Here is a 12,984-nt window from a genome sequence, read left to right on the forward strand (position 1 = left end):
CCCTGTTCAGACGGCCGGGATATTGCTAGGTTGCTCATGCTGGTAAAGTAGTGACCTCATACGGGTATAATTGCTAACAGGATGACGGACAGCAACCCGCTCGGGACCTATCTCAGGGATCGCCGCGCCAGGCTCGATCCGACCGCCTTCGGCCTGCCGCTGCAGCGGCGGCGAACGCCGGGGCTGCGGCGCGAAGAGGTGGCGCAACGCGCCAATGTGAGCGCCACCTGGTACACCTGGCTGGAGCAAGGGCGCGGCGGCGCGCCCTCCGCCGACGTGCTGGACCGCATCGCGCGCGCCATGATGCTGACCGACGTCGAGCGCGAGCATCTGTTCCTGCTCGGTCTCGGCCGGCCGCCCGAAGCCCGCTATCACGCCATCGACGGCATCTCCCCCCGCCTGCAACGCGTGCTCGACACGCTGGACTACAGCCCCGCCTTCGTTCGCACGGCGACATGGGACATCGTCGCCTGGAACAGGGCCGCCACGGTCGTTCTCACCGACTACAGCACCCTGTCCGAGGGCCAGCGCAACGTTCTGCGCATGATGTTCCACGACAGCCGCGTCCGCGCCGCACAGTCCAACTGGCAGGCCGTGGCGCGCTATGTGGTCGCGTCCTTCCGCGCCGACGTGGCGCGCGCCGGCGCGGCCCGCAATGTCCAATCGCTGGTCGACGAGCTCTGCGCGACCAGCCCGGACTTCGCGGCGATGTGGCGCGACAATGATGTGCAAGGGCGGCATGGCGATGGCGTGAAGGTCCTGCACCATCCCCTCGCCGGGCCGCTCTCGCTGGAATTCTCGGGCTTCGCCGTCGATGGCCGGCCCGACCTCACCATGGTGATCTACAATCCCGCGACGCCGGAGGATGCGGACAAGATCCGCGCGCTGGTGACGTCGCGACCGAAATAGGTGCGCGGATTGCCCGATAGGCCGGGCTTTCGTAGGCAGTCCTGGCTGCATCGACGCTGCAGCGTGAACCAAAAGCCGATTGCGAGCTTGGTCATCCGGACCATCCCCGCGGCAACGGGCATCATGAAGATCGCGACCTTCAACATCAACAATGTCCGGCGGCGGCTCCCCAATCTGCTGCGCTGGCTGGGCGCGGCTAGGCCCGACGTCGTCTGCCTGCAGGAGCTGAAATGCACCCAGGCCGATTTCCCCGTCGATGAGATCGCCAAGGCCGGCTACGGCGCGGTGTGGCAGGGGCAGAAGACCTGGAACGGGGTCGCGATCCTGGCGCGGAAGGCCGAGCCAGTGCTGACGCGCACCACCCTGCCCGGCGATCCCAGGGATCGCGACGCCCGCTACATCGAGGCCGCGGTGCGTGGCATCGTCGTCGGCTGTCTGTATCTGCCGAACGGCAATCCGCAGCCGGGGCCGAAATTCGACCACAAGCTCGCCTGGTTCAAGCGGCTGCACAGGCACGCGGCCAAGTTCATCAAGGACGACCTGCCGGTCGTGCTCGCCGGCGACTACAATGTGGCGCCTGATACGCTCGACATCTATCCGACAAAGTCCTGGGACAAGGACGCGCTGATCCAGCCGAAGAGCCGCGCCGCCTTTCACGCGCTGGTCGATCAAGGCTGGTGCGATGCGATCCGCACGCTGCATCCGAAGGCGCCGATGTTCACGTTCTGGGACTACAAGCGCAACCGCTGGCCGCGCGATGCCGGCCTGCGGCTCGATCATCTGCTGCTGAGCCCGCAACTCGCGCCGCGCCTTGCCAAGGCCGGCGTCGACCGCGCCATTCGCGGCGAGGACGGCGCGAGCGATCACGCACCGGCGTGGATCGTGCTGACATAGTCCGAAGGTCGCGCGCGTCGGAGCTTCAGCCGCGGTCCGGCCAGGTCTGCTGCAGGTTGGTCGCCCGCTCCGGCAGGCCCTCGGTCAGCACCGCCATGCCGCCGCACACCGGCAGGTGTACGACGAGGCTCGCGGCGTCGGGCACGTTCGGGCGCGGCGTCACGTTCCACAGCATGATCTCCTGGCGCGTGCGCCGGATCTCCCTGAACTCGTAGCTGAAGGTCTCCGAGCCGCGCGGATATTCGCGCCAGAGCTGGCCTTCCTTGCGGAAGCTGCTCTGCGTGCCGTCATAGCGATCGGCATAGGACAGGCAGGCCGGCACATTCAGCGCTTCGAGCACGGCCGCGCCGACGTTCGACGCCGCGGGAATGACGCTGTTCACCGCGCCGATCGCAGCGAACACGGTCGTGATCACGCCGGCGGCCATCGCGAGCCAGCCGGCCCGGGTCGCGGCCGGCCGCGCGGGCGCTTTCGCGGCTGATGTCTTGGATGCAAGACCCCGAGGGGACGCCAGATGGAGCTGGGCCATGACGCGTTCTCCGATGGTGCGGCGAGGATGGATGCCCCGCCGAGCTGCAATCATCGGAGATCAGTCTGGCCGATCGCGCTCCCGGCGAATGTGACGCCGATCACAACCTGGAATCATCACCACGTGGCGTCACACCGAGAGCGTGACGGCGCCCCGTCAGTCCCGGCCCGCATCCATGATCGCCTGCGCGAGCCGGCCGGGATCGGAGAAGCACAGCTCATGGCTGCCGGGCACCTGGACCAGCCGGAACAGGCCGAGCTTGCCGGACAGGCGCGGATGCCATGGCAGGCTGTGCGGCAGCGCCGTGTCCTCGGTGCAGTTGATGTAGGATTTCGCGATGGCCATCTCGGCGGGATTGGTGCGCAGCGTGATCTTGTCGGTGAAGGTCTTGTTGGGATGCGGATTGAGCATCTCATAGGTGCGCGTCGCGGTGGCGAGATCGGCGTCGTTGATGAAGGCCTCGCGCCAGACCGGGAACGGCAGCACCACCGAACCGTCGCCGCGCTCCGCAGCAACCGCGTCGAACAGCGCAACATAGTGCGGTGGCACCATGTCGTTGAGGCACTCGCCATCGTTGGGCACGAACGCGTTCCAGTAGACCAGGCGGCGGATGCGCTGAGCGATGCGGTCGGCGACGCCGGTGATGACCATGCCGCCATAGGAGTGCCCCATCAGCACGGCGTCGGTGATGTCGTGCTCGGTGAAGTAGTCGCAGATCGAGGCGATCGCCTCGTCGAGTCCGGTGGTCTTGGCGTCGCCGGGGCGGTTGCCGCGGATGGTCGGCAGATGCACCGTGTGGCCGGCGGCGCGAATAGGCACGGCGACCGGCTCGAGCTCGGCGCCGGTATGCCAGGCGCCATGGACCAGGACGTAGGTTGACATGATCACGTTCCTTTGCACGATGGAAGGCGGTGCAAGGAATATGGGCCGGACCGCGCCCGCGGCGCTTGGCTGCAACTGAACCCGATTGGTCTCGGAGTGAACCGATGGGCGCCGAGCCGGAACGGCAGCGGAGCTGGAATACGGCAGCGGTGCGGCCGGAGGAGCAGTTCTCGTATTACCGCGAGGCGATCTGCCAGGCCTTCATGAATTTGACGCCGGAGCCGGCGCGCGGCATCGGCTTCGCCGCGGAGGTGCAGAGCATCAGCGTCGGGAGCGGCGCCATCAACCGCGTCAGCTTTCCCGAGCACATCGTCCGCCGCTCGCGCGCGGACATCGCCGCTTCCACCCAGCGCTGCTTCTATCTCAACCTCAAGCTCGCCGGCCGCTGCACCATCCTGCAGGACGAATGCGATGTCAGCCTGTCCGCCGGCCAGGTCGGCATCTTCGACAGCGACCGCACCTTCGTGCTTCAGCACGATCGCGGGCCGTCGCTCGGCGTGATCTCGTTCCGCGTCCCAGCCGATGCGCTGTTCGGCCGCCTGCCGGCGGTGCCGGACATCGCGCCGGCGCGGCTGTCCGACGACCCGTGCGTCGGCGCGCTGATCGTGGAGACGGCGCGCTCCCTCAACGCCAACGCGCTGCGGCTCGCGCCGGACGATGCGTCGGCGCTGTTCGGCGTGCTGCTCGATCTGGTGGCGCTGAGCCTGGCCCGCCGCGGCCGCCGCGAGACGCATGCGACCACCGCGTTTGCCGATGCAACGACCTTGGCGCTGCGCCGCGCCATTCACGAGCGGGTGCGCGAGCCCGGCCTGACGGTGGCGACCATCGCATCTGTCGTCGGGATCAGCGAGCGCTATGTGCACAAGCTGCTGGCCCGCGCCGGCACCAGCTTCTCCGAACTGGTGATGGAGCGCCGGCTCGATGGCGCGGCGCGCGATCTGCGCGATCCCGCCCGATGCGGCCGCGACATCGGCCGCATCGCCTTCGACTGGGGCTTTTCGGATCTGTCGCACTTCACGCGCCGCTTCAAGCAGCGTTTCGGCATGCGCCCGCGCGACTGGCGCGCGGAGACCGCGCGTCACTCGGGCTGACGACCGCGTGGGGCTCAGCGCGGGCTCGGTTCGCGGGCTACGCCCCACAACCAGATCGCCGCCAGCAGGACGAGCGAGCCGACGAACGCCGCGACGACATCGCGTAGCGAAATGACGATGCTGCCCATGCCCGGAAACAACCCGAACAGGTTGAACAAGACCCCGCCGATGAGCGCGCCGACGCATCCCAATCCGATGTTGGTGAGGAGCCCGAAACCTGCTCGGCGGCGCTTCACCAGGATTCCGGCTAGGCCGCCGCCGATCAAGCCGACGACGAGCCAAGTCACTGCGTGTACCAGTGTGAACATTCTTCACTCCGTCGGTCTGCCGTCGCACTTCGGTTGGAGCATCACGGCCAGCAGCAAGATCATGAGAGCACCTTGCCGAGCGAAGCGGGACCGCCGGTTGCGACACGGATGCAGCCAGATCAGGGGTCACGCTCGCAGAGCCGGACGAATCGCGCACGTGCAGGTTACATCGATTTCGTTGCCATGAGCTGAACTCTGCAGATCGGATGAGTTCGCGACCTAATCGCAAACTGGACGATACGCAGGCCGGCGTCCCTCACAATGTGATGCGGCCTGCTTGCTTCGAATGGCGATTCCGCTTCGAAGCCGCGGAGTTATTCCGAATTGACAATCATTCTAACCTATTCGTCTCGAACGCGCGCAGCTCATGCGAACGCTTCGCACGCAATCGACTACGTAGTTCCCCCGAGTTCATACGATCTGCGGAATCGGGAATAGTGTGTTTCCCGCAGAGCGAGCAGAGGTGAATTCATGCGCGTCGCATGCAACGGGGCGAGATTTCGCGGTCTGCTCCAGCTTGAGACTCCGCCAACAGGGCCGGACTGTCACGACTCCCGCTCCTCCAGACAGGCGCGGCGTTCGCCGCGGCCGATGCCGGCCCAACATTGAGGCGCTGATGACCGTCATGAACGGCCAGCTCAGCCACGAACAGCGAAGCTGAATCCTGCGTTTTTCTCGGATCGTCACCTCACGATCAAATCGAAATACTCGGACCGATTCCCGGAAATACGGAGGCGTGTATGATCGACAGACGAATGCTCATCAAAGGCGCGGGAGTGGCGTTGGTCGCGTCCGAACTCGGTTTGCCGGCCGCGCGGGCCGAGTCCGCCGATCCGCTCTGCTACGCATCGGTCGCCGATCTCACCGCCATGTTCCGGGCCCGCAAGGCGTCACCGGTCGATCTCCTAAAGGCGCAGATCAAGCGGATCGAAGCCTACAACCCGAAGGTCAATTGCATCACCTACGAGCACTTCGACCAGGCGATGAAGGAGGCCAAGCAGTCCGAAGACCGTTATCGGCGCGGCACCCCGAGGCCGCTCGAAGGGATCACGGTGGCCATCAAGGACGAATTCTCCAGACCGGGCTGGCGGACCACACAAGGCTCGCTCATCTACAAGGACTCGCCGCCGGCAACGGAAAACTCGGCCATCACCGACTTGCTCGAGGCGGCCGGCGCCGTCATGCCGTTCCAGACCACCGTGCCGGAATTCTACCTCTTCCTCGGCGCGTCCACCCGCGCCTGGGGCACGACACGCAACCCATGGAATCTCGAATATTCTCCGGGCGGGTCGTCGGCGGGATCGGGCGCGGCGCTGGCCGCAGGCTTCGCGACGCTCGCCATGGGCTCGGACATGGGCGGCTCGATCCGAATTCCCGCCTCACAATGTGGTCTCTATGGCTTCAGGCCGCCGTTCGGACGCGTGGCCGGCGGGGAAATCCCGTTCGCGACCTCAGGCCCGATGGCGCGGCGCTTCGACGACCTCGTCCGCCTCCAGAACGCGATCGTCGGTCCGTCCGAGCGGATGATGGCCGCGATGCGCCCTCGCCTCGACTATCCCACCCGTTATCCGCGCCTTTCCGGGTGGCGCATCGCCGTGGATTGGGGCGCCGGCATTGCGGAGGTCATACCCTCCGTGAAGGCTGCGATGCTGGGAGGCATCGCGGCGCTGCGCGCCGCGGGTTGCACGGTGGACGAGGTCGATTGCGGCTTCACGAAAGCCCACAAGATGGTCTTCATCCGTGGGCTGATGTCGACGTCCATCGGCACCGCGATCGAGATCTCGAATGCGCATCGCGATCAGCTCTCGCCCTACATGACCGAAATGCTCGACCAGGTCGGCCCGGTCGGACCGCGCCAGGCCGAAGACGCCGAGGAGCTGCTGCAGCGGCTGCACCGCCAGGTCCAGCAGCGCGTGTTCGGGAAGGGCTACCGCATTCTGCTCATGCCGACCATGGCAACGCCTCTTGTCGGGGCCGACATGTTCAAGAGCAAGGACAACAAGGTGGACCCGTGGGTGGGCACCGGCCTGAACCTGGCGCTGACGTGGCACTGGAACCTGCTCAACCGCTATCCCGTCGTCGAGGTCCCGCTCGGCTTGGTCGAGGACCGCATGCCCGCGGGCATGCAGGTGATCGGCCAGACCTACACCGATCTCGACACGTTCCAGTTCGCGTCCAACTGGTCCCGTCTCCGGCGCTCCCTGTTCGCGGGCGAGCGTTTTCCGACTTTCACCTGATGTAGCCGGGGCCACACGGTGCGGACGCGAGACAATGGCTGCCAGAGCAGCGCTTCGACAGCGAGGTCGACAAGGATTCCGAGAGCTTTTCGACGTGTGGTTCTGTCGCTCCTGATCGCGGCGCTCTGCCATGACTCCGGCGCCCTGGCACAGCAGGCCAGGACGCCGTCGCTCGAAGATCTGGCCAAGGCGGCGCAGAACCCGATCGCGGACACGATCAGCGTCGGCCTCGAGAACATCGCGATGCCGAATACGGGCCCGTACCGGCAGACGGCCGACGTCTTCAAGATCGAGCCGGTCATCCCTTTCGAGCTCAATGCCGACTGGAATCTGGTGACGCGCACGACCATTCCCGGCATCGCCCAGGTGCGCTTCTCCCCTGAGCAGGGCCGGATCGGCGGGGTCGGCGACATCAACCAGATCTTCGCGCTCACCCCGTCGCATTCGGGCGCCCTCATCTGGGGTGTCGGCCCGACCTTTTCCTATCCGTCGGCGACCGATCCCGCCCTCGGTTCGGGAAAATGGAGCGCAGGTCCGACCCTCGTCGCGCTGACCATGCCGGGTCCGTGGGTGCTCGGGGTACTCGCCAACAACATCTGGTCGTTTGCCGGTCCGAGCGACCGCGCGCCGGTGAACCAGATGATGCTGCAGTACTTCGTGACCTACAACTTCTCCGACGGGTCCTACATCAGCTCGAGTCCCATCATCACGGCGAACTGGCTCGCGAAGGGCAATGATCGCTGGGTCGTCCCGATCGGCGTCGGCGTGGGCAAGCTCTTCATGGTCGACAAGCAGCCGATCAATGCCGAGGTGGGCGTCTACTACAACCTGCTGAAGCCGGACCAGGCATCGCATTGGCAGTTTCGGGCGAGTCTGGCTTTCCTGTTTCCAAAATGATTCTGCTCGGATCGAACGGCCGCTGTGGCCGTGAGTAGTGATCCGGTCTGCGATCCGGTCTGAAGGCATTCGATTTGAATTTTCGCCATCAGCAAACAGAACTTCGGTGTGCGTACGCACGTTCGCCTCGTTTGAGGCCGACTTGATCGCGGTCAATCCTGGAATGCGCGGAGAGACGTAGTTTCGCGTTCGATTGGTAGACGACGCAGCTCATGCGGAGCGCGGGCGTTCGGAGCAGGACAATGTGCATCGCATGCGGCTCAGCCATCGGTTCGCTGTTTGCGGCGTCGAACAAGGAGGGCGGCGGACTGACCCGTCGCCGGATGGTTGCAACCACGGCTGCCGCCGCAGCATTCGCGGCCGCCGGGCCGGCTCAGGCTTTTGCCGCCTCCAGCCGCACGACCGTGTTTCGCGGCGGGCGCGTCTATACTGTGGAAGACTCGCAGCCCTGGGCGACGGCGGTCGTCGTCAAGGGAAACAAAATCGTCTATGTCGGCGACGACGCCGGATCGATGAAGTTTGCCAGACGCGAGGCTGAGGTCATCGACCTCGATGGCCAAATGCTGATGCCGGGCTTCGTCGAAGCGCATTGGCATCTTTGCACGCTCGCATTTGCTCGCGGCGCCTGGGTCAACGAGGAAGATCCCGAGCGCATCTACGAGATCCTGCGCGATTACGCCAAGACGCATTCCGACGAGAAGTTCATTCTCGGCTTCGGATGGATCGCGGGCGCGTTTCCGGCCTCGGGTCCGCGCAAGGAACCGCTGGACGCGATCTTCCCAGACCGGCCGGTCCTGCTCGTCAGTTGCGATCTGCACAGCTACTGGGTCAATTCCAAGCTGCTGGAGATGGCCGGCATCACGAAGGACACCCCACGCGACGTCGTACCCGGCTCCTCCTGGTACGAAAAGGATCCTAATGGCGCGCCGACCGGCTTCATTTTGGAAGTGCCCGCGCTGTTCGCGGTGCTGAAGACGCTCGAAAAGCACGGCATCGAACCGTTCGGTCTGAAGTCGACCGCCGCCGCCATCGAGGAATGGCAGCCCAAGCTGGCGGCCGCCGGCATCACCACCTTCTTCGATGCCGGCTTCAGCGCCTGGCCGACCGAGCAGCATCACGGTTTCGACATGCTGGTCGACCTCGAGAGGCGCGGCAAGCTGCTGCAACGCGTGATCGGCTGCCTCTATCACAATGATCCCAACGTCGATCCGCTGCCGATCATTCGGGCGTACCGGAAGCGCTATCGCACGCCGCTGGTCAAGGCCGAGGTGCTCAAGCTGCTCGTCGACGGCACCGAGCTGACCCGCACCGCCTATCTGCTCGATCCCTATGCCGGAAGTCCGGATTGGCGCGGCGAACCGTTGCTGCCCGCGCCCGTGTTGAACCGGATCCTGCGCCAGGCACATGCGGAGGGAATCGACACGCATCTTCACACCGTCGGCGACGCCGCAGTCCGCATGAGCCTGGATGCATACGACGCGGCGTTTGGCGAGCATGGCCCGGGCAACCGCCGCCATACCATCTGCCACGCGTTCCTCACTGCGCCCTCGGACATTGCGCGCTTCAGAAAGCTCGGCGTGATCGCGAACACCCAGATCCAGTGGGGCGTGCCGGACACGAGCCAGCGTCGCATCCGCGAGCTCTACGGCGAGGAACGCTGGAGCCGCATGTACACCTTCAAGACGTTCATCGACCAAGGCGTCACGGTGTCGTTCGGAATGGATGCCCTGGCGACCGGCTCGAAGGTCGTCGTCAAGCCGCTCGAGGCGGTGCAGGCGGGCCATACGCGTCAGGAGCCGGGCAAGCCCGACAGCCTGGTCCATCCGCCCGCCACCGAACGCCTGAGCCTGCCGGAGCTCATTCGAGGCTACACGATCAACGGGGCCTATCAGCTGCGCATGGAGGATAAGATCGGTTCCATCAAGGTCGGGAAGCTGGCCGATCTGATCGTGCTCGAGAAGAACCTGTTCGATGTCGGGCCGCACGAGATCGGCAAGGTGAACGTTCAGCTGACGATGATGAACGGCCGGATCACACATCGCGACGGACTCTGAACGGGAATGATGACGGTGCACGAGATGGCGAATGCGCGGACTGAACAGAGTCTTCCGCCGGCGGATTCGCCGATGTCGAAGCGCAGTCGCTGGCTGATCCTCCTGACCGTCTCCGGCGCGCTGGCGCTCGTCGTCATCGACATGACGGTGCTCTATACCGCGCTGCCCAGCCTGACCTATGAGCTCGGAGCAACCGCCTCGGAGAAATTGTGGATCGTCATGGCCTACGGGCTCTTCGTCGCCGGCCTGCTTCCCGGCTTCGGCTCGCTCGGCGATCGCGTCGGGCACAAGAGGACCTTCGTCGCCGGCCTCATCGTCTTCGGACTGGCCTCGGTCGTCGCCGCCTATTCGCCGACCGCCACGATCCTGGTTGGCGGACGCGTCCTGCTCGCGATCGGCGCCGCGCTCATGATGCCGGCGACGCTGTCGATCATTCGCATCACCTTCTGCGATGACCACGAACGGGCGCTCGCCATCGCGATCTGGGGAGCCGTTGCGTCCAGCGGGGCGGCGGTCGGCCCCTTGGTCGGCGGTGTCCTGCTGGAATATTTCTGGTGGGGCTCGGTCTTTCTGATCAACGTGCCGCTCGTCGTCCTGGCGCTGGCCGCCGGCCTGCTGCTGATACCTGCACCGGCCGATCGTGCTGAGCGCGATTGGGACCTCCTCGGTTCAGTGCAGGTGATGGCCGGACTGATCGGCTTCGCGTACGTCATCGAGGAGCTCGGCAGTCGCCAGTCGTCCTATGTCGTCCTTGCCGGCACGGCTGTCGCGACCGCCATCATGTTGACGGTGTTCGTGCGACGTCAATTGCGTCTCGAGGATCCCTTGCTCGACTTCACCCTGTTCCGAAACGTCGAGTTCACGCTCAGCGTGATCACCGCGATCGTAGCTTCACTTGCCATTGCTGGCACCGAGCTCGCGATCAGCCAGCGCCTGCAGCTCGTCCTCGGCTACTCGCCGCTGCAGGCGGCATTGTACATCCTGCCGGCCCCGCTCGGCGCATTCATCGGCGGGCCGCTCGCGAGCCTCATGCTGCGCCGCGTGGGAGCCGCCACCACGATGTCCGGCGCGTTGCTGATCGCCGGCATCGGCGCGGCCGGCTACCTGCTCTGCTACAACGCCAGCTTGGCGCTGCAATTGATCTGCATCGCGATCAACGGGCTCGGGCTCGGCGCATCCATCGCGGCCGCCTCCAACGCCGTGATGAATCACGCGCCCGAAGGCCGCGAAGGCATGGCCGCCTCGATCGAGGAAGTGTCGTTCGAGCTCGGCGGCACGATCGGCATCAGCATTTTCGGAAGCATCCTGTCCGGGATCTATACGGCATTCATGGTTCTGCCCGACGGCCTCGGCATTCCCGCCGCTGCGCGCGACAGCATCGACGAGGCGCTGATCGCAGCCGAGCGGCTGCCGACCGAGCTCGCTGCCATCGTCACCTCGCACGCCCATCGCGCCTTCGATCAGGCGTTCCTGACGGTCGTCACCGTGGCGATGCTCGTCCTGCTCGGAACCGCCTTCCTGGTCCGGCCCCGGGCAGAACGGACGACATCGAAAGAGGCTCGTCAGCGTGTCCATTAGACAGACGACGGCAAATCATGTGTCGTCGTCTGCGGTGGAGACCAACAGGCTCGCCAACGCAATGTCTCCGTCCGTCACGTAGTGATTGACCCGCTCGGGGAGGCTCTGACCAGCTTTGTACAGCTCCACGGTCTCGATCGATCGTGTCCTGATCAGTTCGGCCATGATGTAGTCCCGCTCGGCGTTGACATCCGGATCGGTGGCGTGCGTGACCTGAAACGTCAATCGGGTGAACGACAGGCCGGTGTCCTTCGTGCCGGCGCCGACCCACAGAGCGGATTCATCGACCGCCGGCTGATCGGCGTTGGACCAGAAATCGCCTGCATTCCAAGTTTGCTCTGCGTGTGCCAGGCCAACAGCCCAGAACCTGACGTGATGGCGCTTTCGCGGGCTGTTGCCGATGGCTTTCTGAAAGCCGATATCCTGGCCGCGCCCGAACAGATAGAGCGTGCTGAACGGAGCGGCGGGGTAAGGCGCATCGAGGACAAAGGCGCGGATCATGGCCCAGGAGCTCGTCAGGCCCAATCGGTCCGCTTCAGACCAACCGACCGCAGCAAAGCTTGCGCGAAGCTGTTGGAGCGTCCCGACCAGGGCGAGATTGACGGGGTCGCCAGGCAATCCATCCCCCGTGATCGTGTAGCTGGGCACTCGCCGCGTCTGAAGAATCCTGAGGCTCAACCGGATCACGCGTGGCAGAACGACATAGGCCGCGAACGCGTAGCTGACGCCGACGGCGGCAATCCAGGGCAGCCTGCGGTTCGCGGTCTCGAACACCACGAAGACGATCAGCCAGACCGTGAAGATCCCCAGCCCGGCGACCAGCACGCGTTGCATGAGGCGTATGAGCAGTCGCACTCGATCGGTCCGGCGAAAGAATTGAGCGGCAGTCGGTGGTTTCGGGAAGGTGTCCGATCTTCATCACAATGGCAACACACCGCACCTGAACGCATGAAACGGCCCAGCCGGCGGCGTTTCGACCAGCTCGTCCGCGCTCGGTGGCTCGACATCCGCAGTCCAACGCAATCGGACTGCGCAGGGCTTAGGCCGACAGCCGCTCGGCGTTGGCCGCGACATAGTCCCGATAGAGATCGACGACTGCCGCCGGGCTCGCGCCGGCCATCAGCTTCGCCGTCGCCTCCAGGGCTGCGGCGATCTTTTCGCTGACCATCAGCTCAGCCTCCTCGCCCGCATCGGCTTCGCCGCGCGCGAACTTCTCCAGCCGGAGCCGGATGACCTCGCCGGCTTCCATGGCCAGCATCGCAGCCGTGAACCAGGGGAACTCCGCATCGGCGGTTGCCGTCATGGACGGCCGCATCTGCAAGGACATAGGCGTTTTGCTCATCGTCATCGTCCGAGAACATCAGCGGACCTGCGAGGAATACACTTCAACTTTTAATGATGCGGACGCACAATCATCGCCGATTTCGAGTCGGCTCGAACGAGCCGTTAACCACGGGATGCATCTCTCCGACTCCGTCATTGCGAGGAGCCCCTCGAGTCTCGCCTGCGGCGAGCCCGAGGGCAGGCTCCGCGACGACGCAATCCAGGGGCACGCACAGCCTGGATTGCTTCGCTTCGCTCGCAACGACGCGGAGAGAGATCTTG

12 protein-coding genes are annotated in these 12,984 nt (G+C 65.2%); 7 read left to right on the forward strand and 5 right to left on the reverse strand.

Annotated elements, in window-relative coordinates:
• Nucleotides 1-81: 81 nt before the first annotated feature.
• Both ACQR10_RS07025 and xth read left to right on the forward strand, forming a co-directional pair.
• On the forward strand, nt 82-909 hold the full coding sequence (locus tag ACQR10_RS07025) for a helix-turn-helix transcriptional regulator (protein ID WP_316215632.1): 828 nt from the start codon (nt 82-84) through the stop codon (nt 907-909).
• A gap of 123 nt (nt 910-1,032) precedes the next feature.
• On the forward strand, nt 1,033-1,803 hold the full coding sequence (gene xth / locus ACQR10_RS07030; RefSeq protein WP_316215899.1) for an exodeoxyribonuclease III: 771 nt from the start codon (nt 1,033-1,035) through the stop codon (nt 1,801-1,803).
• A 25-nt stretch (nt 1,804-1,828) separates the two neighbouring features.
• Here the strand turns inward: xth and ACQR10_RS07035 are convergent, their stop codons facing one another.
• Nucleotides 1,829-2,332 carry a hypothetical protein gene (locus ACQR10_RS07035; RefSeq protein WP_316215631.1) on the reverse strand — a complete coding sequence of 168 codons (504 nt, stop codon included), beginning with the start codon at nt 2,330-2,332 and terminating at the stop codon, nt 1,829-1,831.
• Between the two features lie 156 nt (nt 2,333-2,488).
• On the reverse strand, nt 2,489-3,214 hold the full coding sequence (locus ACQR10_RS07040) for an alpha/beta hydrolase (protein ID WP_315800315.1): 726 nt from the start codon (nt 3,212-3,214) through the stop codon (nt 2,489-2,491).
• A 104-nt stretch (nt 3,215-3,318) separates the two neighbouring features.
• Here ACQR10_RS07040 and ACQR10_RS07045 point away from each other — a divergent pair, with 104 nt between their 5' ends.
• On the forward strand, nt 3,319-4,305 hold the full coding sequence (locus tag ACQR10_RS07045; protein WP_316215630.1) for a helix-turn-helix domain-containing protein: 987 nt from the start codon (nt 3,319-3,321) through the stop codon (nt 4,303-4,305).
• Nucleotides 4,306-4,319: 14 nt separating this feature from the next.
• Here ACQR10_RS07045 and ACQR10_RS07050 read toward each other — a convergent pair whose 3' ends face one another.
• Entirely contained in the window at nt 4,320-4,613 is a 294-nt protein-coding gene (locus ACQR10_RS07050) for a GlsB/YeaQ/YmgE family stress response membrane protein (RefSeq protein ID WP_316215629.1), read from the reverse strand.
• Between the two features lie 740 nt (nt 4,614-5,353).
• Here ACQR10_RS07050 and ACQR10_RS07055 point away from each other — a divergent pair.
• The 4 genes from ACQR10_RS07055 (at nt 5,354) to ACQR10_RS07070 (ending at nt 11,379) form a co-directional block, all read left to right on the forward strand.
• On the forward strand, nt 5,354-6,850 hold the full coding sequence (locus ACQR10_RS07055; RefSeq protein WP_316215628.1) for an amidase: 1,497 nt from the start codon (nt 5,354-5,356) through the stop codon (nt 6,848-6,850).
• Nucleotides 6,851-6,946: 96 nt separating this feature from the next.
• The gene (locus ACQR10_RS07060; RefSeq protein WP_316215627.1) at nt 6,947-7,747 is read left to right on the forward strand and encodes a hypothetical protein; all 801 of its coding nucleotides are present in this window, start codon (nt 6,947-6,949) and stop codon (nt 7,745-7,747) included.
• Nucleotides 7,748-7,989: 242 nt separating this feature from the next.
• Nucleotides 7,990-9,801, forward strand: coding sequence for an amidohydrolase (locus tag ACQR10_RS07065; RefSeq protein ID WP_316215626.1), 1,812 nt, complete (start codon nt 7,990-7,992; stop codon nt 9,799-9,801).
• Nucleotides 9,802-9,873: 72 nt separating this feature from the next.
• Nucleotides 9,874-11,379, forward strand: a complete 1,506-nt coding sequence (locus tag ACQR10_RS07070; protein WP_316215625.1) for an MFS transporter — start codon at nt 9,874-9,876, stop codon at nt 11,377-11,379.
• A gap of 15 nt (nt 11,380-11,394) precedes the next feature.
• Here ACQR10_RS07070 and ACQR10_RS07075 read toward each other — a convergent pair whose 3' ends face one another.
• Nucleotides 11,395-12,213, reverse strand: a complete 819-nt coding sequence (locus tag ACQR10_RS07075) for an LssY C-terminal domain-containing protein (protein WP_316215624.1) — start codon at nt 12,211-12,213, stop codon at nt 11,395-11,397.
• A 205-nt stretch (nt 12,214-12,418) separates the two neighbouring features.
• Complete coding sequence (locus ACQR10_RS07080) at nt 12,419-12,721, reverse strand: hypothetical protein (RefSeq protein WP_315800323.1); 303 nt, start codon at nt 12,719-12,721, stop codon at nt 12,419-12,421.
• Nucleotides 12,722-12,984 lie beyond the last annotated feature (263 nt).

Source organism: Bradyrhizobium sp. HKCCYLRH2060, assembly GCF_051168135.1.
GTDB lineage: Bacteria > Pseudomonadota > Alphaproteobacteria > Rhizobiales > Xanthobacteraceae > Bradyrhizobium.